Annotated in this window: 23 protein-coding genes and 2 riboswitches; of the genes, 7 read left to right on the forward strand and 16 right to left on the reverse strand. The window is 49.9% G+C overall.

Annotated features, from left to right (window positions below):
- From H7B90_RS33625 to H7B90_RS04895, 10 genes are all read right to left on the reverse strand, one after another.
- Nucleotides 1–174: DUF6075 family protein (locus H7B90_RS33625; protein ID WP_221481915.1), on the reverse strand; the 174-nt coding region annotated here is incomplete at its 3' end.
- A gap of 118 nt (nt 175–292) precedes the next feature.
- Nucleotides 293–712 (reverse strand): RNA polymerase sigma factor, encoded by a 420-nt coding sequence (locus H7B90_RS04850; protein WP_110843131.1) that lies wholly within the window; start codon nt 710–712, stop codon nt 293–295.
- Nucleotides 713–1,434: 722 nt separating this feature from the next.
- Complete coding sequence (locus H7B90_RS04855; protein WP_146250303.1) at nt 1,435–1,872, reverse strand: hypothetical protein; 438 nt, start codon at nt 1,870–1,872, stop codon at nt 1,435–1,437.
- A gap of 225 nt (nt 1,873–2,097) precedes the next feature.
- A complete protein-coding gene (locus H7B90_RS04860) occupies nt 2,098–2,811 on the reverse strand; it encodes a response regulator (protein WP_110843129.1) in 714 nt (237 codons plus the stop codon).
- A gap of 84 nt (nt 2,812–2,895) precedes the next feature.
- Nucleotides 2,896–2,981: riboswitch (cyclic di-GMP riboswitch) on the reverse strand.
- Between the two features lie 180 nt (nt 2,982–3,161).
- Nucleotides 3,162–3,452, reverse strand: a complete 291-nt coding sequence (locus H7B90_RS33630; protein ID WP_221481916.1) for an S-layer homology domain-containing protein — start codon at nt 3,450–3,452, stop codon at nt 3,162–3,164.
- Between the two features lie 39 nt (nt 3,453–3,491).
- Nucleotides 3,492–3,800 carry a sensor histidine kinase gene (locus H7B90_RS04875; protein ID WP_158289675.1) on the reverse strand — a complete coding sequence of 103 codons (309 nt, stop codon included), beginning with the start codon at nt 3,798–3,800 and terminating at the stop codon, nt 3,492–3,494.
- 66 nt (nt 3,801–3,866) lie between these two features.
- On the reverse strand, nt 3,867–4,043 hold the full coding sequence (locus tag H7B90_RS33635; protein WP_158289674.1) for a histidine kinase: 177 nt from the start codon (nt 4,041–4,043) through the stop codon (nt 3,867–3,869).
- Nucleotides 4,044–4,148: 105 nt separating this feature from the next.
- Nucleotides 4,149–4,493, reverse strand: a complete 345-nt coding sequence (locus H7B90_RS04885; protein WP_127486797.1) for a sensor histidine kinase — start codon at nt 4,491–4,493, stop codon at nt 4,149–4,151.
- On the reverse strand, nt 4,384–5,178 hold the full coding sequence (locus H7B90_RS04890; RefSeq protein WP_146250302.1) for a sensor histidine kinase: 795 nt from the start codon (nt 5,176–5,178) through the stop codon (nt 4,384–4,386). The genes H7B90_RS04885 and H7B90_RS04890 overlap by 110 nt, the downstream gene beginning before the upstream one ends.
- A 247-nt stretch (nt 5,179–5,425) precedes the next feature.
- On the reverse strand, nt 5,426–5,716 hold the full coding sequence (locus tag H7B90_RS04895; RefSeq protein ID WP_185134749.1) for a hypothetical protein: 291 nt from the start codon (nt 5,714–5,716) through the stop codon (nt 5,426–5,428).
- Nucleotides 5,717–6,162: 446 nt separating this feature from the next.
- Between H7B90_RS04895 and H7B90_RS04900 the strand changes: the two genes are divergently transcribed.
- The 3 genes from H7B90_RS04900 to H7B90_RS04910 are packed head-to-tail and all read left to right on the forward strand — an operon-like array spanning nt 6,163 to nt 9,959.
- Nucleotides 6,163–7,251: a GerAB/ArcD/ProY family transporter gene (locus H7B90_RS04900; RefSeq protein ID WP_245954950.1), complete on the forward strand. Its 1,089-nt coding sequence runs from the start codon at nt 6,163–6,165 to the stop codon at nt 7,249–7,251.
- Between the two features lie 6 nt (nt 7,252–7,257).
- On the forward strand, nt 7,258–8,808 hold the full coding sequence (locus H7B90_RS04905; protein WP_185134750.1) for a spore germination protein: 1,551 nt from the start codon (nt 7,258–7,260) through the stop codon (nt 8,806–8,808).
- Nucleotides 8,805–9,959, forward strand: a complete 1,155-nt coding sequence (locus tag H7B90_RS04910) for a Ger(x)C family spore germination protein (RefSeq protein WP_185134751.1) — start codon at nt 8,805–8,807, stop codon at nt 9,957–9,959. The genes H7B90_RS04905 and H7B90_RS04910 overlap by 4 nt, the downstream gene beginning before the upstream one ends.
- A 132-nt stretch (nt 9,960–10,091) precedes the next feature.
- On the opposite strand, the gene H7B90_RS04915 is transcribed toward H7B90_RS04910, so the two are convergent.
- The gene (locus tag H7B90_RS04915; protein WP_127486787.1) at nt 10,092–10,409 is read right to left on the reverse strand and encodes a hypothetical protein; all 318 of its coding nucleotides are present in this window, start codon (nt 10,407–10,409) and stop codon (nt 10,092–10,094) included.
- A 187-nt stretch (nt 10,410–10,596) separates the two neighbouring features.
- Here H7B90_RS04915 and H7B90_RS04920 point away from each other — a divergent pair, with 187 nt between their 5' ends.
- The 4 genes from H7B90_RS04920 to H7B90_RS04935 all read left to right on the forward strand — a co-directional run bounded on the left by H7B90_RS04920 (nt 10,597) and on the right by H7B90_RS04935 (nt 13,289).
- Nucleotides 10,597–10,941, forward strand: a complete 345-nt coding sequence (locus H7B90_RS04920; RefSeq protein ID WP_079913921.1) for a helix-turn-helix domain-containing protein — start codon at nt 10,597–10,599, stop codon at nt 10,939–10,941.
- A gap of 278 nt (nt 10,942–11,219) precedes the next feature.
- A riboswitch (cyclic di-GMP riboswitch) is annotated at nt 11,220–11,303 on the forward strand.
- On the forward strand, nt 11,284–12,099 hold the full coding sequence (locus H7B90_RS04925; RefSeq protein WP_245347211.1) for an EAL domain-containing protein: 816 nt from the start codon (nt 11,284–11,286) through the stop codon (nt 12,097–12,099). (Overlaps the previous riboswitch by 20 nt.)
- Before the next feature lie 45 nt (nt 12,100–12,144).
- Entirely contained in the window at nt 12,145–12,498 is a 354-nt protein-coding gene (locus H7B90_RS04930; RefSeq protein WP_185134752.1) for a hypothetical protein, read from the forward strand.
- Nucleotides 12,495–13,289, forward strand: a complete 795-nt coding sequence (locus H7B90_RS04935) for a GGDEF domain-containing protein (protein WP_127486781.1) — start codon at nt 12,495–12,497, stop codon at nt 13,287–13,289. The genes H7B90_RS04930 and H7B90_RS04935 overlap by 4 nt, the downstream gene beginning before the upstream one ends.
- 369 nt (nt 13,290–13,658) lie before the next feature.
- Here H7B90_RS04935 and H7B90_RS33640 read toward each other — a convergent pair whose 3' ends face one another.
- The 5 genes from H7B90_RS33640 to H7B90_RS04960 form a co-directional block, all read right to left on the reverse strand.
- Nucleotides 13,659–13,784: a Ger(x)C family spore germination C-terminal domain-containing protein gene (locus H7B90_RS33640; RefSeq protein ID WP_376701715.1), complete on the reverse strand. Its 126-nt coding sequence runs from the start codon at nt 13,782–13,784 to the stop codon at nt 13,659–13,661.
- 626 nt (nt 13,785–14,410) lie between these two features.
- Nucleotides 14,411–16,375 carry a C40 family peptidase gene (locus tag H7B90_RS32510; RefSeq protein WP_221481913.1) on the reverse strand — a complete coding sequence of 655 codons (1,965 nt, stop codon included), beginning with the start codon at nt 16,373–16,375 and terminating at the stop codon, nt 14,411–14,413.
- A gap of 32 nt (nt 16,376–16,407) precedes the next feature.
- Complete coding sequence (locus tag H7B90_RS04950) at nt 16,408–16,815, reverse strand: DUF6075 family protein (RefSeq protein ID WP_185134754.1); 408 nt, start codon at nt 16,813–16,815, stop codon at nt 16,408–16,410.
- Between the two features lie 118 nt (nt 16,816–16,933).
- Complete coding sequence (locus tag H7B90_RS04955) at nt 16,934–17,353, reverse strand: RNA polymerase sigma factor (RefSeq protein WP_036623422.1); 420 nt, start codon at nt 17,351–17,353, stop codon at nt 16,934–16,936.
- A 575-nt stretch (nt 17,354–17,928) separates the two neighbouring features.
- A complete protein-coding gene (locus tag H7B90_RS04960; protein WP_185134755.1) occupies nt 17,929–21,495 on the reverse strand; it encodes an immunoglobulin-like domain-containing protein in 3,567 nt (1,188 codons plus the stop codon).
- Between the last annotated feature and the right edge of the window lie 63 nt (nt 21,496–21,558).

The following is a 21,558-nucleotide window of genomic DNA, read 5'->3' on the forward strand; positions in this document are numbered from 1 at the left end:
GCAGTACTTTCGAAATTCAGGATCATATAAATCGCGGATATGACTTCTGGTTTCTCGGGAAATGCCCAATGTATAGAACAGTGCCCGGTGGTAGCCATCGCTGCATTTCTCTGCATCCAACATCTGAACGTAAAATCTCTCGTGTTCATCATCTCGAAACCAAATCGGATGCATCGTCACATACCCCTTTCATGGAGAATTCAGCGGCTGGTTGCAACCAGCCGCTGTCTGAACATGGTCCTCTATATAACCGTTCATTTTGGCAGGAAAATCGGACCCTCCGACGAATCGATTACATGTTTTTGAGCAAGTATTCCATTTTTTTCAAGCCTCGTTGGATCGATTTACGAACCGCCCGCTCATCGACATGCTCGGCTCTGGCAATATCGACTTTGCTCATACCCAAAAAATAATGGGCATAAATCCGTCTGGCTGATTTCACCGGCAATTGACACATAGCTTCATAGAGTTGCTGCCGTGAAAGCTTGCGCTCGTAAACCTCCTCCGGTGAAATCGAGAGAAATAAAACATGCTGCTCAATCCCGTCGTTGCGATCCAGCGAATAATAGGCCCTATGACGATACGTCCGCAGTCTGTAAGCGCTCTCTTTTAAGTCAAAGCGACGGATTTCATCGGCAACCTCTTCATCTACATCAACCCATACATCCGACCTGAAAAAAGGATACATATCTCGCAAATTCATCTTCTTCATTCAAGTCCCTCCATTTTGGTTTAATGGCAAACCAAAACAGAGGGGGGGGAGCGACAGCCAACGCTCCCCGACAAGCAGGAAGCACAACAAAAAAGACCCACCCGCAGAGAGCGCCAACGCGCGATTGCGACCAGGCCAATTGGATTACATTCTTGCCGATTAATTCGCCGTTTGCAGTTAAGAGCAATAGGGATACATTACCTTCACCCTCTTTCTCACCTGGCAACACCGAGTGAGAAATTAGGCGGGCTATGATGTATGGTGCTGCCCTAAGCTTGGTTCAGCTCCTTGGCAACCGGGATTTAGCCGACGACCGCATTGACACAATAAAAAAAGCGCCGTAATCCTTTCCGCTGGGTAGCAGGGAAAGAATCGACGCTTGATAAAGAGTGACCACAGAGTTTTCTTGTTGCTACCGCTGCACTGTCTGTCCACGCTATCATCATAACACGAAATCTGTGCATATCGTGTGCATACTTCGTGCAAAAAAAGGCACATCCGGTGCAGCGTTCGGTGCATGTTCGATGCAATTCCGGCACTCCAATCCTCAAAATTGAATTACTGGGACAGATCTATGCGCAACGAATCTTCTGAATTCATTCAATCTGCTTGAGAAGACTCCAAATCCAGCAAAACCGTCCGATCTTTGATTTTCATGTAGATTTTGCGTAAAATTCGCTTCCGATGATAGAAGTATGCGCGGCGGGAAAGTGCCAGGCGGCTCATGGCTTCTGAGGACCCAGATTATCAAAATATCTCAACCGAACAAATAAGCCCTCTTCCGAGGTGAGCGCCGTGAGAGCGTAGTCGATCAGACCGATTCTGGATAGCAACAATGGGATTTCATGTTCAGTGATCTGTATGCGTCGAATGACCGTTCGCAATACCGTTTCCTGTTTTCTGCTGCTATGAGCCGCAACCATATCCAGGGTGCGCGTCAATTCTGGGATGTAAGTGAGTTCGGATTGAACATACTTCAATCTCGCTTTCCAGTCCTTATAGGACTTTAGCCATGATTCAACTTTCTCGTAGGGAATGGAGACCGGGTCCGCGACATCACAAATCCCTCCTTGCTGTGCATGCTTTCCTAACGTTTTCCGCCAGTTTCGGCAGTCAATCGACTTCGTTGTACTTTGTTCACTCTCCATTTCTATCGTCATCTTCCCTTCTTTTCTAGTTTGGCATAAGTTGACAAGGTACTATTTTCACAACCTTCGTTCCGCTTTTTACGACTCTCACCTCCGGTAAATTCCTCCTAATAATATCCATCTGCACCTACCATTTTACCTATAAAGCGCTTAAATATGGAGGGTGATTTTTTCATCACGCTATCAATTCATAAAGTGTCGAATGAACGCAAAATGACTCGAATCGAGTACGAATCGCTAACACATGATTCGATCATGCCGATCGTACAAGCCTCTTCGTTTTGCTTTTTCCGCCGCTTCATGAATGGAGCAAGCGTTGAATTTTCGAATGATGTTACGAACGTGCGATTTCATGGTGTTCGCTGTGACGCCTAATAACTCTCTGATCACCGGCTGTCTATAGCCCCAACCGATCAACTGCAAGATCTCTTTTTCAGTGGGCGTCAGCATTCGATGTAATTCTTTTCGCTTATCCAGCCCAATTTCATTACGGATAATGGATGCAACATCGGCATGAAGAGAAGGTTGCCCCCGATACGCTTCCCTTACGGCATTTACGACATCAGCATAGTTTATCTTGGTAATATAATTGATCGCCCCGGCTAGCACAGCTTCCACAATGATTTCAGGCTCGTAGAGGGAGGTCAAGATAATGATTGGCATTGATTTCATTTTCAGAACTTCGGAAATTGTATGGAGTCCATCCTGTTGCGATGAATGAAGTATCAGATCAAGAATCATCACGTCTAAATCCAATTGCGCGCTGGCTCGAATGGCTGATTCCTTATCTGTTGCAATATGAAATATATTCATATCCGGCTCTGTATTGATCAGCCCCGCCGTCCGTTGTTGCCAAATGGGGTCGCTGTCCACCAGCAATACTTGTATCCTGCCTTCTTTCCAACGAACGACTTCATCAACTTCTACGGCATAACTTGCACGCTCCTCCATCTTTTCATCACCTCGTTGATTGTTCTGGAAAAACGAAAAGACACGTACCCTCGAAAGGCCGTGCCTTTTCCTGACAGCATTAGAGAGGGTAACCCGGCGATCATTGCAAGCATGCGGAAGACCCGTGGCTTTGCGTCACAGTCTTTCGCACTGGTTTGCCTTTTTCCTGTTGGAACTTGTCGTCATTCGTTATACTGCCCCATGTCCGTTGTTGTCTTTTTCATCACCACTAAGCATAATCCGGAAGCTCGCAGGGCTACGAAAGAAGATGCCTCGGGGCATCTCCTTTACATCTCGGTCGTCTTTGAAACACCCGTAACCGCTTCGTTCCTGTAACCTTAGCAGCATGGCTACCGCTTCCGCCCGAGTGGCCGTAATGTCCGGAACGAATTTGCTGCCGTTCGGCCGTCAATAATACCTAGTTTGCGGATCGTTTCCACCGAGCCTTTTGCCCACCTCGGAATGTTTTCGTCATCAGCAAAGCCCGTTGTTGTATGCGAATTAAGTGAGACTTTCAGCGGTTTTGCGATCATCGATATCATCTCCGCTCGGATGATCTGAGCATCCGGTCGGAAGCTGCCGTCCTCGTACCCGCTGACGATTCCCGCTTTTACAGCGAGAGCAACCGCCTGGTTGGCCAGTCACCGATCTTCGTCTGATCCGTGAAGGTAAGGGTTGCATCAGTTCCCTCCAATCTCAGTGCGTCTGCTAGCATAACCGTACATCCGCAGATCCATGCCGTATTCGTGTCTCAAACGCTTGTTGATGTTCAGCAGCCCGACGCCCTGACGCCTGTCCGATCCGGAAGCCGGCAGTCGACTTAGCTGTTCGCTCTCGATGCCGACACCGCTATCTTCAATCACAAACCAATATTCGCCCTCCGTTTCAAAAGTCGTCAATTTGACCGTTCCGCCTTCTATCCGATTGCCGATCCCGTGCCGAATCGCGTTTTCGACGAGCGGCTGCAGCAGCAGGGGAGGGATGCTCACCCGGTACATCCTCGAATTGTAAGCGATCCTTGAAGCGCGCTTTTTCAATATCGACGTATGTCCGGATCAGGTTGAACTCTTCACGAAAGCGATCCGCTTCTCCATATGGCTTAACCGGAAGCTGCCTCGCAAATAATCGACCAGATCCGCGGTCAATTTTCGCGAACGTTCCGCATCCGTATAACTTGATGCAACGACGTTGTACAAAAAATGCGGCTTGATCTGCGAATGCAGAAACGCCACTTCCAGATCGACCGCTGGTATGCTTCCCTTTTTAATTCAGATAATGAGGCGTCACGAAAGCGTACTCCGGTGCTTTGACCGGACGTTCGCTTAACAGGGAAGCCGCTATCGGTTTCCCGCGTTGCCTGCGATCGGCAGGGTGAATGTGAACGTCGTGCCGACGCCTTTCGTCGAAGATACCGTTACGGTTCCCTTTAGCAACTCGACCAGTTGTTTGACGATGGACAGCCCGAGCCCGAAGCCCCGGCGTTCCGCTCGCTCATCAAACAATTGGAACGCTTCGAACAGGTGCGGGATGTGCTGCGCTTCGATTCCTTCCCCCGTATCTTTGACCGAAACTTCAATCATGCTGCGATTCTCCGCCGCTGTGACGACAATGCTCCCGTTCACCGTATGCTTGACCGCGTTGTCCGAGCAGGTTGCCGACGATCTGGCCGAACCGGCTTTCATCGGCAATCGCATAGGGCAAATGTTCGGGGACACGGTTTTCGAGCCGGATGTTGCGGTCCGCGCACAGAAACGAATAGATGCGCACCTGCATCTCGACAGCCGGGCGGACATCGACCGGCATCGAATCGACGGCCAATTCACCTTGCTTCAGCCTGGAAAAATCCAGAATATCGTAAACCAGCTGCGAAAGCCTGCCGGTGATGCTCGTGATTAATTCAAGCTTCTCGCGCTGCTCCGCCGTCGGCGGATGATTGGCGTTGTCAAGCATCGACCTTGCGATATGCATGACGCCGTGCAACGGCGACTTGAACTCATCCGACGTTCTGGCCAGGAACTCGTCTTTCAGCTTGTCCGCTTTCAGCAATTGAACGGAGAGCTCTTCGATTTTCCGGAATGCGTTGGAGAAGCGAAGCGACATGAGCAATGCCAGCATCAGCAGGTACACGAGCGGTTCGAACGGAGGCACCGAATCAACCGGTACGGCGAAATAGACGTTCAGATTTTGCACCAGCGCAAAGACGTTCAGGGCGATCACGGCGAAGGCCAGATACAGGCTCCCCTCCACTTTGCGGGAAGGTGGCGTAGATCGTGACCAGTTGCCTAAACAGATCCGTCGCGAACGGGGGATGAAGCCGATTGCCCAGACCGCCAGAACCGTCCCAAATATCAACCCGATCCGGATCAACCATCAGGAGTAAACCGGACGGAACGCCGTATACACGTACAGGAGAAATCCCATGCCGCGCCAATCGCCGAAACCATCTGAATGCGAAGATACAGCCAGAACGGAACGGAGCCGAACAGGCTGAACAACACTCTTTCGCCGCGCGTGCTGGTGAACAGGGCGAAAAACATGCACACCAGCCCGAATACGATCAGGGAATAATCGTTTTTCCGTTGGGAGTACTAGCCGACAAAATACAATCACATCATCAGAAAGGCTGTAACGTAATCAAGTCGTGCGTGAGCGCCTTGTCGCGCAGCCCGGAAACTTGCGCGACATACCCCAAATAGATCGATTCGTTGATGCCGCTGCTGGCGGGAAATTCGGACAACATGTCGTCCAGCATCCCCTCGAATGTCGTCACATCGGCAGCCGCCCCGTCCAGCCGGATCGTGAACCCGTTTCCGGCTTTGTCTACGCTTATGGGGACGTCATGCTCCTGCAAGCTTCTCCGCAAGTAGGACAGACAAGTATACAAGTAGCTTTTCGCCTTTTTCACATCGTACCCCGGCCAAATCGACTCAATGATGAGCGCGGTATCCGCGGGCGTCTCTTCGTGATGGATCAAAAAAGCGCAGACTTCTTTTTCTTTGTTCGTTTTCCAGGAAAGCAGCTTGTTTTCGGCATGAGGAAGCCCAATGGAAAAGCCCCCCATACATCGGATCAAAGGACGGACGTTGGCGTCCGGGCGAGCTCGAACCGCGGATAAGGTTGCTAGATGCGCGATACCGATTGTTGCACATTCAATGCAATTTCATGACCACATTACGGACATATTCGACAACAACGGTCCAACTCCTTGCCTTTCGTCGGATTCGCATACTACGAACGTAGTCGTCAGCCTTCGTTGCCGTTCATCTGAATTAAAATGCTATTGGTCCATCCATGCACGTTGTTTTAGAAAGGGGGGGGATTTGGAAAGCATAAGAAGAGGTTCATCTGAAAGTGGTGACAAGTATCGCATCGGTCAATCAAAAAATTTCGTTGCTGCAAGGATACATGGTGATCCTGATGGCGATAGGCATTCTGAATCACGTGATTATTATCCCGCTTCTGCTGACTGCTTCCAAAAGGGATGCCTGGGTATCCGTTTTAGCCGTATTGGCAGCATCGCCAGTCTGGATCGCCTGTTTATCTTATATTCTCAAAAACATGAACGGGACGCCGGTCAAAACCTGGTTGTATCGTCATTTCGGCAAACTGCCTGCAACCGGTATGCTCGTTTTTTTCACGATATATATGTTCGTAATGGGCGCCATTTCGCTAAAAGACACCATCACATGGACGATTGCCTCCTATTTGCCGCAGACGCCTGCTTTGGCGTTAGTACTTGCGGGAGTCGGATGCAATCTATTGGCGGCATATGCCGGGTTGCGCGTGATTGCAATCGTCACCGGCATTTTGCTCCCGGTTGTGATCGTGCTCGGCGATTTTGTGATGACAGCCAACTACAAGTATAAGGATTACAGCCTGCTGTTTCCGGTCTTCGAGTTCGGGTGGGAGCCTGTATGGAAAGGCGCATTATATGCGGCTGGGGGGCTTTTGGAGATCATCTGCATCCTTTTTTATCAGGAGCATTTATCCAAACGTCCTCGCTTCGGCACTCTCATGCTGGTGAATGTGCTGCTTGCCGGATTGATTCTGGGACCGCTGATGGGTGCCATCGCCGTGTTTGGACCTGCTGAGGCGGCAAATCAACGCTACCCTGCATACGAGCAATGGCGTTTGGTTCAACTCGGGCAATATATTTCGCACCTTGATTTCTTCTCCATCTACCAGTGGCTTTCCGGCACGTTTGTTCGCGTCTCGCTGGCCCTGTTTCTTATGGTTGACATTTGGAAACCGGGCAAGCGATTGCCGTGGCTCATCCTATACGGCGCGCTGATGATCGTTGTCGTTGTGCTGCCCGTGAGTGATGCACTGTTCCTCGATTTTCTTGGGAGCGTGTTTTTCCCGGCGTCTGTTTACTCTGCTTTGGGCTTGACGGCATTGTTTGTCGCGAAAATCTGGATTTCCAACAGAATGAGGAGGTGAATTCCCATGTTCAAAAGGGGGTTGAGGCCGTTTGTTTTCAAAAAATCTGTCGCCGACTCTTTTCAACCATCCCCTTCAACTTCCGAACGGCCAGCCGTTGAACTGGCCGATGCTTCAGTTATTTTAAATTTGTTCAATCGTTGCGCCGATGTCAAGCATCATACTTACACCTTGAACGCACTGGAGGAACGTTCAACCGTACTATTCGTCTTCTGCGAAGGGATGAGCGATAGCCAACATATGATTCATGAGGTGGTGCTTCCCCGTTTGCAACGTTTTTATGAGACATACGGCTTTACGGACGCGGGCATGCTTCAAACGGCGAGTCAGCTTCAACTGGAACGTCTGCCGGATGATAATTGGCAACGGAAAGCAACACAACAGGTGTTTGAAGGCAAATTGCTCATGTATATTCCTGCGCTTCAGATCATCTGTTCCGTTGATATTGCCAAGCTTCCGGCGAGAAAACCGGAAGAATCAAATGTCGAAGTCTCCGTTCGGGGAGCCAAGGATTGTTTTGTGGAAGAGTTGGCCACCAATGCCGCGCTCATCCGCAAACGGCTTAAATCGCCTTCGTTAGCCTATGAGCAAATGGTGCTTGGCGAACGTACGCAAACCCGGATCGGATTGATGTATATGTACGATATCGCCGATCCAAAGGTCATACAGGAGGTGAAACAGCGCCTGCAGAAGATAACGATAGACGGAGTATTCAGCGCTACGGAACTTGAAGAAATGATTGAACCGACATGGGCGTTATTTCCCCTTATGGCGTATACCGGAAGACCCGACTTTACCGTCAACTGCTTGACGAACGGGCGATTTGTTATATTGGTGGACGGAACGCCGGCGGCATTAATTGGCCCGGCTAACTTAATGCTCCTGATCAAAACGCCGGAAGACATTCATTTTACAGCGTTATCCTCAACGTTCGGACAAATGTTGCGGTTGTTAGGTTTATTCGTGTCGCTCATGCTTCCCGCATTTTGGCTCTGCCTGCTTTCTTATCATCAAGACCAGCTTCCATTTTACTTGCTGGCGACGCTGACCGTGAATCGTCTCGGGATCCCCTTATCCACCGGCCTGGAGATGTTTCTTGCGCTCATTTTTCTTGAAATGTTGCGCGAGGCCGGCGTTCACCTTCCTTCCTCTATCGGTTCGACACTTACCGTTGTAGGAGGCTTAATCTTGGGCGATGCAGCCATTCGAGCCGGAATTTTGTCGCCCGGAATCGTGATCATCGGCGCGATCACGCATGTATTCGGCGCAACACTTACCAATCAGGCGTTAGGAGGTGCGGTGAGCATACTGAGAATCATACTGTTTTTATTTTCTTGCATATTCGGTTTATACGGTTTTTTTCTCGGCGTATTTTTGTTGCTGGTTTTGCTGGCGTCTCTTCAGTCTTTCGGGGTTCCGTATCTGGCCCCGATGTCTCCTCCGTTTTTTAAAGATTTACCGCATGCTTTGTTTCGGTTGCCATTAGCGTGGAAGAGAAAGCGTCCGGAGATGCTTCATACGATTGACGATACAAACCGGGGAGAACAATCAAAATGAAAGGCATGAAAATAACAGGAATCTTGATTGCTTTACTCGTCATCACGACCGGTTGCTGGAATATTAAGGAAATTCAAAATATTAGTTATGCAACCGCCATCGGGTTCGATTATCGTGACGGAAAGTACATTGTGTATTTGCAACTTATTGATTTTTCCAGCGTCGCCAAGTTGGAAGGACAACAAAAATCGAGGGAAGCACCTGTATGGGTCGGTAAAGGAACAGGCGCATCGTTTACGGAAGCTGCAAACAATTTATATGAGACGTCGCAACAAAGAGTGTTTTGGGGTCATGTTTCCACGCTCGTGTTCAACGAACACATTCTGAAACAGAATAAATTTCAAGATGTATTGGATTTGCTGAACCGTTACAGGGAAATCCGCTATTTGGTTTGGGTTTTCAGTACCAAAGAATCGATTGAAGATATTTTCAACTCAACTCCGTTCTTTAATGAGTCTCCGATGATGTCCATTTTGCACAATCCGGAGGACCAGTATCGGCAACGATCGATCATTTCACTGATCAGGTTGTATCAATTTGTCATGACGCTGAAAGAAGATTCGCGGATGAGTTACCTGCCTGCTCTACGGATTGAGAAAAATCAGTGGGAAGTAAGCAGAAAAACGCATCCGTTGTTAGAATATGCAGGTATAACCGTGTTTTGGAACAATCGGTACCATGGAGAATTGGATCCGGACGATTTGCAAGGATTGCCTTGGATGCATAAAAAGACGGTTCGCGTGCCGCTTTCTCTCGAACGTGAAAAATCGTTAGCGGCTGTATTGGTCATGGAGAAGCCAAAAGTGCGCATCAAGCCGTCTGTTCAAGATCTTCGCGTTTATTTTGACGTCGAGCTAACGGTAAAGGCAGGCATTAACGAATTGCATCAGGAAATGTCCGAGAAAGAATTGATCGACCTGGCCGAACGAAAGATTGAAGAACAAATTCGCCATACTTACCGGAAAGGCTTTGAGCGGAAGGTTGATGTTTATAATCTGGGCGAGTCGTTGTTTCGACGCTATCCCTCGGTATGGCACCGGATCGAAGACGAAAATCATTTTGTGCTGCATGAGGATTCTTTACGAAACATACGAATCGGTGTTCAACTGACCAATACGGGGAGGTACAAGTTAAAGCCCAGTCAAGCCTAGATGTTGAAAATTCCGATTTTCAAATGATGGATTCGCGGCGTGATTGATACATCCGATCAATCGCGCTTCCACGTCGGCAGCAATGCCGTAACCATTTTACATCCATCAAGCTTTCTCTCTGAAGACAACCTCCTATTCCATTTCGGACAATTCCGTATCGGATTCCATCCATAGCAGCTCCTTGAACAAAAAAGCAACAAACTCTTCTTCAAGTCCCATGTCCCAAGCTGTCGCTATACATTCGAGCAGTTGTTCCTTGCTGAGCAGCCTCGTGGCAACCCTTCCCCTTATTTCTCGCATTCCATTCTCAGTCTGTTGACTTACGCTTTCCAATAATCGAGTCAGTCTTGTAATCTCCTTGGAAAGCTGGACCACTTGATTATGGCTCAAGCCGATTTCCTGCCGATTCCCAAACAATACAGTCTGCGCAGCTATCATGACATGATGCATGACTTCTGACTCCTTTTTATCGAAAATATTGGCTTAAAGGAATTTGTGACAAAATAAGCTCTTTGGAAAATTATATCGCAAAGATTTTAAAGGTACAATCAATTGAATGGACTGTAGTTTAAGAGTACTCCATCCCTCCGACTGCTTTGACTACACTTTACTATAGAGAGGGGTTGTGAGGGACATTATGTCTACCTTTGCACAAATAGTCGGAGCAAAAATTCGCCTATACCGCATGGAGCAAAATTTGACTCAGGAACAACTAGCCGAATCGATCGGCATGGCCGCGACATATCTTGGTCAGATTGAACGCGGCGAAAAAAACGTCAAACTTCAGACAATTGAAAAAATTGCTTTGGCATTACATATGAGCGTATACGATTTATTCAGCGACGAGAAAGAGGCCAATTTGCAACAAAAAAAATGGTTATGGGCCAGCATTCTCTTATTGCTCAAACACAACGATGCCAAACAGCGACAAGCGTATCGTATTTTACGGGAACTGTTGGAACCGGCAACCGAAGATTCGTAAAAAGTGATTCAAGCTATGAAAAAAGCAAGCGGTTGGGACGATCTGAACCAACCGCTTGCTGCTTATTTACCGCGATTCTCTATGTTAAATGGCAAGTCTTTACCGATTTTTTGGATAAATACGGTTTCTTAGGAACACCCGTTTGGAAGGAGTTGGCGCTTTTTGCGCGAATTATTGGGTATAAAGAAGGATTTTGTCGTACATGATCCAACTTCATTCAAAAGGGGGAGGTTCTATTCGTAGGTCCTCAGGCTGATCCCTTTCTTTCAGGATCATAAAAAACGAAACGGCAAACCCATTGAAAAATGGGGGCGCAAAACTTCAGGCCTAAGGATGATATCTATGGTAGCTGGGTTGCCGAAATTATTGCTTCCGAGCTCAAAGCTGCCCCAAATCGGGGTGGCTTCTTATTTTGATTCTCCAGCAAAGGGAGTAGCCTCGATGCCGAATATTGAACAATTAATAGTACAAAACGATTTTTATCATGTGTTCCAGCCCATCTTGGGGTTTCCCGAAAAGAGAATCCTTGGTTACGAGGCCCTCATTCGCAGTAACTCCAACATGAATCCGGATCTTTTATTTCAGCGCGCCATGGAGCAGAACAAGTTGTTCGAAGTCGATTCTTTTTCAATTTTCCAGGCGATTTCAGCCTACTTCGAATTTCCGGGCTCACGGGAACATAACCTGTTGTTTATTAACATATTCCCTTCAACTTTGGTCTCGCCTTTATTTATCGACTTACTCGACTCCCTTGCCGAGCGATTCGAGCTATATAGAAACCAAATCGTATTTGAGATTAACGAGTCCATTTATGAGGGCCTCTTATGGAAAAGCGCTTCTTTCAGAGATGCCATCCGATTGCTGCGTGAACTGAATTTCCTGATAGCCCTGGACGATGTAGGAGATGGAACAACTTCTTTTCGAAATATTGTGGACGTCTCGCCTGATTTTATCAAAATCGACCGCTTCTTTGCTTCTGACTTGAGTACATCCAGGAAAAAACAAAAAGTTGTCGCACTGTTTGCCGAGTACTGCAATGACGAGGCCAATCTGATCCTGGAAGGAATCGAAAAAGAAGAGGATTTGGATACCGCGCTGTCTTTGGGTATCAAGATGGGACAAGGCTATTTATTCGGAAAACCGAATCGGTTAACGTAAACGGTCGAACGTGAAGTCTCACCCGAACATGAAGGAGTAATCAGGATGCAGGATAAACTGAACTATTTCCGCAAAGCAACGCTCTCTTTAAAAATTTCAGAGTTTGAAGTTCCACCCATGCAGGATTTGTTGATCATCGGGAAAAAAGCCCCGATCGGGCCGGAAGCGGTAAAGCGAATGGCGCAGGCGCTATCGCCGGAACAATTTACAATCGTGAAATTGGACCATGCCAAAATTGAAGCGGTCTTGATTCGGAACTCCATTCTTCAAATGTTGGACGAACGTTTGCTGATGCAAATCATAATGGAAGAAGCGGACCGGTTGATCAGCGACAACATGGTCCTTCGTTCCGAACTGAAAATTTCGGTGTCCGTTCAGCGGGAGGTGGAGTTGTCATGAAGGTGGCGGAATTCATGTCGTCCCCGGTCTACACAGTTTCATCGGAACGAGGCGTCCAGTTCGTCTCCGACATGATGAATGAACTTAAAATTGGTTCGCTGGTCGTCACAGATCATGGATCAATCGTAGGGATCATTACGTCTCGGGATATCCGATCTTCCCACCCCAATCGCATTGCGGCAGATGCGATGACCCCAAACCCGATCAGCATTTCGCCTGACCGATTTGCCTGGGACGCCTTAGAAGTGATGGAACAACATTGCATTGAACGTTTGCTTGTCACTCATGAAGAACAGGCAATCGGGATCGTGACCCGAGTAGCGCTTCAAGGCAAGCTGAACCAAATCGTGGATCCGCTAACGGGTTTGTACCGTGCACCTTATATCCAGCATATCGGCGAACATTTTCTGAACCGTCACCAACATTTCCGTTTGCTCTTTATTGATCTCAATAACTTCGGTGAAATCAACAAATTTCATGGGCATCCGGTAGGGGACGATTTTCTAGTCGAGTTCTCCAATCGCTTGCGTACAATAACCAACGAACAGGATTATGTATGCAGGTATGCAGGGGATGAGTTTATTGTGATTACATGCCGGAATGAGAACGATGCCATGCAATTAGAGGCGGCCCTGTCCCAACCCGTCGTCATTCAAAACGTTACATTATCCGCATCGGTGGGAATCATAAACGGCTATCTCGTACCTGACTTTTTTTCGTTGTCTTTTCGAGAACTGATCAGCAGAGCCAGTCTTCTATCCACTTCTTTGAAGCAAAAATCTCTTGCATGATAGAAAACCTGACTTTTCGCTAAACTTGAGAGCGGTAAAAAGCGTCAAGCATTCTGACAGGCTTTCTAAGCGTGAACAGAAGGTTGGCGCTATTCTTTTGAAACGGATGTTTATCATATCAGAACGCGTCCAACTGTCCCCGCGATTCAATCCTGCATATTTTTCTTCTCCCATCGTCTTTTGATCCAGGCCACAACGAGTAGCTCCGCGCATACGCGGCAACGCACAGCAATCCCTCCCATAACATGATTCCATCATCACCTCTGCTCCGGCTTGAATATGCTTTTGTTGGTCATGCCGGGACGGACAACTTTGACCTTAGCTTGTATGTTGACTTCCAAATGGGAATAAAGATTGTCCCAGCGGCCCTTATTTCGACCACTCCCTCGGGTACTTCCGATAGAAGGCATCCGCGAAATTGTAAATATTCGCTTTCATTTCTATTTGCGTCCGTTCCAGCGCCATTTGAACGCTGCGTATGATATCGTCTTCCAGTTATGGCGGTAACCCTCCTTTCGTGGGTCTGGTATTCATAATCGGACGCAGCATGGCGCGGCGGAGATTGTTAAGAATCATTAGATTCAAGTTACTACGGCTGCCCTCTTGCTCACCTCAACCGACTTCTCAGCGACTCTCGGTGAATACACGACAGGTCCACCCCTCGAGCCAGCATATCGCGGTAAGCGACAAATAGCCCTATATATGCTCGTGCACTCATGGTTTTCGGGTTTACAAAACTTGGGGAACGAATAAATGAAGAAGGGCTTCATTCTATTAGTACCTTTCTTTAAGAGAGTATGCAAATTTTGGAATCTGTCAATATTTTTAGAACGGTGCTAAGTAAGGGGCAACAAGGTGATTTCATATTTGCACCAACTCGAATGGCTCGTTAGGGAATAGATTCCAGAAGTAATTCGAATGAGCGTAAAGTTTTTTGCGCTGGTGCAGCCGGAGAAAGTGTTCGGGAAAATCTCGCTTCGCAAAATGGAACAAGGCGCGGGTGCGGTCAAAGCGCCGATCCAGCCTTCCTCGTTCAGCACCATGAAAGAAGCGCGCGGGTCGCTCGGTTTAAGGAGGGGACAAACGGCCCTCGGGAATGGGGAAGAAAACTCTTCAGAACATCAATTAGCGCTTGAAAGATGCGGTCTACCAAACAGTACTTGTTTATCCGAATCGAACACCCCGCGATAAACCACCTGCCCACGACTTGAGGAGGCATCTACAACTTTGCCATCACCCGCATAAATTCCAACGTGAGTAATATCCATAAATCTTCCATTACGCTCATAGCTCCAAAATACAAGGTCGCCCGGAACCAAATCGGCCGTGCTTACGGTCAGGCCATTCTCTACGCAAAATCTGGCCTGCTCCGCGGCGGTTCGCGGCAAGCTGATACCCAGTTGTCGATAAGCCCATTGGACGAGATAGCTGCAATCCGTAAAGTGGTCCTGACCGGCCTTCGGTTGGCTGTACGGATCGCCTAGACGAGTCAGCGCCAACTTGACGGCTTCACTGCCCAGTTCACCTTCGGGCAATTGCTGTTGAACCAAATCAAGCTGCTCCGGCGTCAAGCCAATATCCGCATCTTTACCAAGTATCGCAAACATAAGCGGGCGAAACTCCTCGGACAGCATTTCCTTCATAAGTTCCATCTGTTCACTTGTAAAGCGGTAAGTATCTGCCTGTTGCTCCGCAGTATGGCTAGTGACGGTAATATGCAAAATGCGTTCATGTCGGGTAATCGTCTCTTCGCTGGTGCTCCCGTCCTCATGTTCAACCGTAACCGTTTCCTTATGTTCTATCGTTTCAACACGAGATTCCAGCGAATTCATATCCCAAAACACCGATCGGATGATACCGTTTCTTGTTGCATCAAGCGTGGCCACATCCATTCCGTTTTCCGCATCCGTGACGGTCTTCACGGCAAAGACGGCGATAATGTCCATCCAGTTATCGATCCGCGTATTGTCCGCGCTGCCGGGATAATGATATTCCACCCGGTCTACATTGCCAGCGGATTGCTGTATTTCTACCAATCGGGCGGCAAATTCATCGTCTATTTCCTGAACGATTCGGGTAAGCGGCTTTACATCGGCATCCGTATTTTCACCAGACACAAAGATACCGAAAGGAGAGGAAATGACCGCGGCGCTCGCCATGACAATGCACAAAACTACAATTACCGAACCGCTGAATCCCAAAAGCGCAGTCAATCCCTTGACAAGCAGGGCGGTGGCTCTTGCAACCATTTTAATGATAAGGCGATTCAATCTCGCGATAGCTCGCGCGGTTTGAATGGACCGGCGGGCAGACATCGCCATCTGCGCAGCCCGCTGTGCTTCCTTGACGGCATTCATTTTCCCTTCAGTTTGAGCATCCGAATGATTGTTAGCGTGCTCTAGCCGATGCCCATTTTTTATAAATGGCGATAATGTCTTAAAATTTCGTACTTTCCGTTTGATCGTATAACCTGATTGTTTTGATATAGCAGAGGGGACTCGGGTTAACGGTTTCACGCGTCCATTTGCTGAACGAGATACCGCGGCGGAGAATGTTTCCTTCTTCCCGACCGGTTTTAGAGGGCCGATATCCCTTTTCTGCATCCGCTCAGGAAAGCGGCCTGTTCGAGAACGATGCAGAAGCCGGGCATTGACCCGGCTTCGTATAAATCGTTGTTTTCCTGAATGCGAGCCAGAAGACAAGATGTATTTTCCATCAACCGGCTTCCGGAGACGTATCCTACGGGCAAGTCGCGGTGTACGCGTAATCGAAGACTCCGCATTAACATCAATTGGGCTCTGGCTTGCGACAGAATTACCATCTGGCAACGGCTTCCTTTTTAGAATGTGCCGGATCAATCTCTTGTTGATATGCAGACTCATCCCCATTTGGGCACGTATCGTTTTTATCGTAGCCGCTGCGGACTCGCGCTGCGCATATTCAACCGGAGACTGGGAAGTCGTCTTGTCATTCTCACCCTGCCGCTTGGCACGATCGCTTGAACGCTTTACACGAGGCAACACGTTCAGGAATCTATCCAAACGTTTGATGTCTTTCACAACATCTCTTGTTTTAATCTCTTTCATAGTCCCAATCAACTCCCAATGTTGGCAGCCATTCAGCGGGTTTGTTCGGCCAGCCGTTTGAACGTTCTCTCGTGACTTCGGCAATATTCGGGGTAACGAAGACGAATCGCTTCAAAAAAGTAGGGGGCATAGCTGCAATCAAATAATTCATGGGGAGTGGAGTGATGCTCGCCCCCCGCTTCGGTCCAGCCATTCCACAAATTAAAGGCGAGCCGGCATACCCGAGTGGAACTGCCGGTTTGCCAAGGGGCCGAAAGGCCTTCGGGCTTAATGCCGCCATTAGCAAAATCATACAAATCACGGATATGACTTCTGGTTTCTCGGGAAATGCCCAATGTATAGAACAATGCTCGGTGATAGCCGTCGTTGCATTTCCTTTCATCCAGCATCTGAACATAAAACCTCTCGTGTTCATCATCTCGAAACCGAACCTGTTGCATCGTCACATACCCCTTTCGTATAGAATGCAGCGGCTGGTTGCAACCAGCCGCTGTCTGAACATGGTCCTCTATATAACCGTTCATTTTGGCAGGAAAATCGGACCCTCCCACGAAACGATTACATGTTTTTGAGCAAGGATTCCATTTGTTTCAAGCCCCGTTGAATCGATTTACGAACCGCCCGCTCATCGACATGCTCGGCTCTGGCAATATCGACTTTGCTCATACCCAAGAAATAATGGGCGTAAATCCGCCTGGCAGATTTCTCCGGCAAAAGGCACATTGCTTCATAAAGTTGCTGCCGTGAAAGTTTGCGTTCGTAATACTCCTCCGGTGAAATCGAAAGAAATAAAACATGCTGCTCAATCCCATCGTTGCGATCAAGCGAATAATAGGCCCGATGGCGATATGTTCGAAGTCTGTAAGCACCCTCTTCCAAGTCGAATCGCCGCATTTCGTGGGCAACTTCTTCATCTACATCAACCCATACATCCGACTTTATAAAAGGATACATATCCCGCAAATTCATCTTTTTCATTCATGTCCCTCCATTTTGGTTTGTTGGCAAACCAAAACAGAGGGGGGGAGAACGACAGCCAACGCTACCTTTTGTGCCTTTGTATAACAGCTGTAGAAAACAAAAAGGACCTTGCCGGAGAGCGCGTCCACGCTCGATTGCGGCAAAGTCCGAAAGTGTTCGTATTAAAAGCCACAGTACAATTTCATAAAATGATTGAGGCCTAACATGATTAGCAAATGGGGATACATAAATATCAGCTCCATCCTCACATGGCAACACCGCTGCGAGAAGGAAAGCCAATCTGTTATTTGTGATGGTGCTGTCATACGAAAGTACTGAAGAATATTTATTAGAAAACAAACCAACGATCTTTTTTAGCCATTCGAGTAAAGACAAGGACTTGATTGATACAAGCCACTAAAACAAAGTTGGTTGTTCTACATGATGTAGTTCAATGTGTCAATTTATTTTTATATTCGACTAAGACGGATATGCGTAAAGTACACTTTACTATCTGCATCAAAGAAAAGGAGCTTTTCCCCTAGTCAACCAAGTTGGAGAAAGCTCCTGTAAACCTGAATCGTCGCACGATCCTACGGATTTATAAATTGCATTGCCTGCAGCGTCCGCTTCAACAGGGCGGCGCTTTGCGCGCGGGACGCATGTTCCCGGGGGCCGAACTTCGTTTCGGTCAAACCGCGAATGATGGAGGCTCCGGTCAGCCGATCCACTGCGTCGCGCGCCCACGGCGCGATGTCCGCGGCGTCGCCGAACATTTCCGCCGCAGTCCCGTCCGCAACAGGCACAGATCCGGCGTACTCCATCGCCCTGACGATCATGACCGCCGTCTGTTCGCGGGTAATGGGTTCCGTCGGTCGGAACGTCCCGTCTTCGAAACCGACGACGAGCTGATGTTGTTGAGCGGCCCGGACGGCTCCCGCATACCACGCTCCCGGCGCTACGTCCCGGAAAGGCGTCGAACCGTCCGGTTCATCCTCCAGGCCGAGAGCGCGCACGAGCATGGCAGCAAATTCGGCGCGGCTGACAGAATCGTCCGGCACAAACAGGCCTTGCCCTCTCCCTTCAACAAGCAGCTTGTTCGCCATCAGGATGATATCCTCTTGCGCCCAATGCCCGTTCACATCCGCAAACGAATGATCCGTTTCTATCACCGCATAAGCGCCGCCGTAAGGCGATCGGATCGTCACCAGACCGTTGTTCGAGAAAATGGACGGGGCGAATCGTATGCGCCCGTTTTCGTCGATGCGCACGGCCGTCGCTTGGTACGGATTGGCGGGTTCGGGCAGATGGGCCGTCAAAAGCGCGTTCGTCAGGGGCCAATCGATGCTGTCTCCGTGTTTTGCCTGAAGCGTATAAACGACCGGATGGGGAAGCAGCAACTCTCCTTCGACCCTCGTGATCGGATCGTTCCAATCGACTCCGGCGAAACCCGCAGTTGCCGCGATCATGAAGGTAACGGTCTCCTCGTCCGAAACGCCTTGCAGGACATGGAGCGGAATGCGCAGGCCGTTTCCGTTGACGCTCCATTCCAATCGTGCGTCCTGACGAAGTTTTACCGCATTGAGCAGCGGGGCGGCTGGAAGATCCATTTTAACCGCATCTCCAATGTCTTGCGCTTCGATCAGGATGCCTTCGGGATCGGTTGCGAAAGCTTCGGACAACTGCTCCGCCGTCGGGAAAATCCGGATTACGCGCTGCCCGCCGGCCGTTTCATACGATGCGTCGACCCGTTTGACCACACCGTTGATCTTGACGCTCACCTGGAAGATGCCCACAGACCCGCCGCTGCCCGAGGATTCGTCTGTTCCCGAGTCCCCCGGATTTCCGGGGTCGTCGGAATCGTCAGAGTCGTCAGCAGCGGTGACCGTCACCGTGCGCGTCGCTTCCGCCGCCGCGTTGCCGGAAGGGTCCGTCACATTGTAACGAAGCGTATACGTACCCGTTTTCCTTGTGTCCACCGTTCCGTTCACGACAATAAGCGGGGAGACATCCCCGTAATAGGCATCGGTCGCCTGCGCTCCGGGATCAGCAAACGCTGCGCCAACCGGCACGCTCATCGCGGGATCGCCGAGCAACGTGAGAACGGGAGGCTGCGTATCTTGCACATAGACCGTGCGCGTCACGGTCGCGGCCGCGTTGCCCGCGGTATCTGAAACGTCATAAGAGAGTGTATAAGTGCCGAGTGTCGACGGGTCCACCGCTCCGGTCACCTGAATCGAGGCGGTCAGATCGCCATCCTGCACATCGTACGCTGTTGCGCCGGGATCGGCGAACGGACTGTTCGCTTCCACCGTCATCGGATTCGGCCCGATCAAATCAATCGCCGGTTCGTCTCCGTCGTACACGTACACGTCACGGGTCACCGTGGCGGTATTCCCGGCGCGGTCCGCAGCCGTATATTGAACGGTGTAATTTCCGAGGCGCGCCGTATCCACAGCGCCCGAAATCGCGATGGACGAGTCCGGAATGGCTCCGTCGATCGTATCAAGCGCAGTCGCCCCCGGTTCCGTGTACGTCCCGCCTTGCGGGATATTCATCGGATTGCTGCCGTTCAGCGTGATGACCGGCGCCGTGTTGTCCAGCACGAACGCGTTTGATACCGCGTCGACGACATTCCCGGCCAAATCCCGCGCGCGGATACGCAAATACCAGTTGCCGTCTCCGCTTGTTTTTTCCACCGTGGCCCCGTTCGTGAAATTCGTCCATCCTTCGTCCGGCGTACTCGCATCTTCCGACCATGCATACTCCAAAGTATCTTCGTCCAGACCGCTTGCCGCATCGGATACCGTTACCGTCGTGACGGCGTTTTTCTCCGGCTCGGCGCCGCCGTTCGCGCCGAAATGAACGTTGGGGGGCGTCATGTCGTCCGCGACCGTAACGGTGTACGTCTTGCCCGGCAGCAAATAAGGTTCTACGCGGATCGAAATTTCCGTTACATCCCCTGTCAGGTCGACTTCTACCTCGCTGCCGCTCGTTTGCAACTCGTCGTTAATATATAGCGCCGCATTGTCGGCGTCCGCCAACGTTGCGGTGAGATGCACACTCTCGCGATCCGGATCGGAATTGTAAAAGGTATAGTCCGTGTCGGAAGCCTGAAACGGCTTATCCAACGGACCTTCTTGCAGCGCCAAGCCGCTTAAATCCCCACTGCCCGGCACGGTTGTTATCAAGCCGGTCACACCATTCATCCAAACGACAACGCTTCCATCATCTCGCAAAGCCATCGCATGACTGTAACCCGCGTCGATATCGACCACATCGGTCAAACCCTCCGGAACGATCATATCCCCCCAGGCGACGACCTTCCCATCCGATTTCAGCGCCAACGAAAATTCGAAGCCCGCGTCGATATCGACCACATCGGTCAAACCCGCCGGTACGGTAGACTGCCCTTTCGTGTTGCGCCCCCAAGCGACGACCTTTCCGTCCTCCTTCAGCGCCAGCGAATGGTCGTCTCCCGCGGCAATGGCGACGACCGTCTCCCCGGTCAGCTCGGCAGGAACGGTGGAAACGTCCGGCGTATCCCCCCAATACCCGTTGCCCCAGGCAGTCACGGTGCCGTCCTCCTTCAACGCCAGCGCATGATAATATCCCGCGGCGATGGCCGTGACATTGCTTAAACCGGCGGGAATATTTAATTCTTGATGATAATTTTGTCCAACCCCGTGCACCTTCCCGTCGATGAGCATCAACGAATAATGCGCCCCCGCCGAAATCGCATCGACGCCGGAAAATGACGACGTGTTGATTCTGCCGTGGTCGCCAAACCCTCCGCCGACAACGGTGCCGTCCGATTTCAGCGCAATCCAATGGTGTTCGCCGGCGGAAACCGCCGTCACATGGGTAAGATTCGCCTGCGCCACCTGCGTATTCACATAGTTGCCGGGCCCAATATTCATCCCCCAGCCAGTAACGGTGCCGTCCGATTTCAAGGCGAGCGCTTGTCCTCCCCCTCCGGAAATCGCGATTGCTTTAACAGGAGACGCCGCATTCGCGCTCGGCAGAGCTGCGGCGGCGACACTGATTAATAACAACAACACGCAGACGCTCTTTCTCCACTTCTCCGACATCCGCCCATGGTATAGTGCGGTTTGTCGAGCTTTATCTTTGGCGCAGTTAGTAGATATTGCCGCATTCACTGACTCTTACCTCCTCTGGCGCATGAACAAAGCCGTGTACTGGCTCTCGCCGCCCTTCCCTCC

Source organism: Cohnella xylanilytica (assembly GCF_014212175.1).
Taxonomy (GTDB): domain Bacteria; phylum Bacillota; class Bacilli; order Paenibacillales; family Paenibacillaceae; genus Cohnella; species Cohnella xylanilytica.

Bases quoted from the DNA above. Each gene is read 5' to 3' on its own strand.
- H7B90_RS04885 (WP_127486797.1), bottom strand. From the start codon at position 4,493: ATGAAAGCCGGTTCGGCCAGATCGTCGGCAACCTGCTCGGACAACGCG.
- H7B90_RS04910 (WP_185134751.1), top strand. From the start codon at position 8,805: ATGAAAGGCATGAAAATAACAGGAATCTTGATTGCTTTACTCGTCATC.
- H7B90_RS04905 (WP_185134750.1), top strand. From the start codon at position 7,258: ATGTTCAAAAGGGGGTTGAGGCCGTTTGTTTTCAAAAAATCTGTCGCC.
- H7B90_RS04930 (WP_185134752.1), top strand. From the start codon at position 12,145: ATGCAGGATAAACTGAACTATTTCCGCAAAGCAACGCTCTCTTTAAAA.
- H7B90_RS04850 (WP_110843131.1), bottom strand. From the start codon at position 712: ATGAAGAAGATGAATTTGCGAGATATGTATCCTTTTTTCAGGTCGGAT.
- H7B90_RS04860 (WP_110843129.1), bottom strand. From the start codon at position 2,811: ATGGAGGAGCGTGCAAGTTATGCCGTAGAAGTTGATGAAGTCGTTCGT.
- H7B90_RS04925 (WP_245347211.1), top strand. From the start codon at position 11,284: ATGGTAGCTGGGTTGCCGAAATTATTGCTTCCGAGCTCAAAGCTGCCC.
- H7B90_RS04935 (WP_127486781.1), top strand. From the start codon at position 12,495: ATGAAGGTGGCGGAATTCATGTCGTCCCCGGTCTACACAGTTTCATCG.
- H7B90_RS32510 (WP_221481913.1), bottom strand. From the start codon at position 16,375: ATGAAAGAGATTAAAACAAGAGATGTTGTGAAAGACATCAAACGTTTG.
- H7B90_RS04950 (WP_185134754.1), bottom strand. From the start codon at position 16,815: ATGCAACAGGTTCGGTTTCGAGATGATGAACACGAGAGGTTTTATGTT.
- H7B90_RS04955 (WP_036623422.1), bottom strand. From the start codon at position 17,353: ATGAAAAAGATGAATTTGCGGGATATGTATCCTTTTATAAAGTCGGAT.
- H7B90_RS04920 (WP_079913921.1), top strand. From the start codon at position 10,597: ATGTCTACCTTTGCACAAATAGTCGGAGCAAAAATTCGCCTATACCGC.
- H7B90_RS04855 (WP_146250303.1), bottom strand. From the start codon at position 1,872: ATGACGATAGAAATGGAGAGTGAACAAAGTACAACGAAGTCGATTGAC.
- H7B90_RS04915 (WP_127486787.1), bottom strand. From the start codon at position 10,409: ATGCATCATGTCATGATAGCTGCGCAGACTGTATTGTTTGGGAATCGG.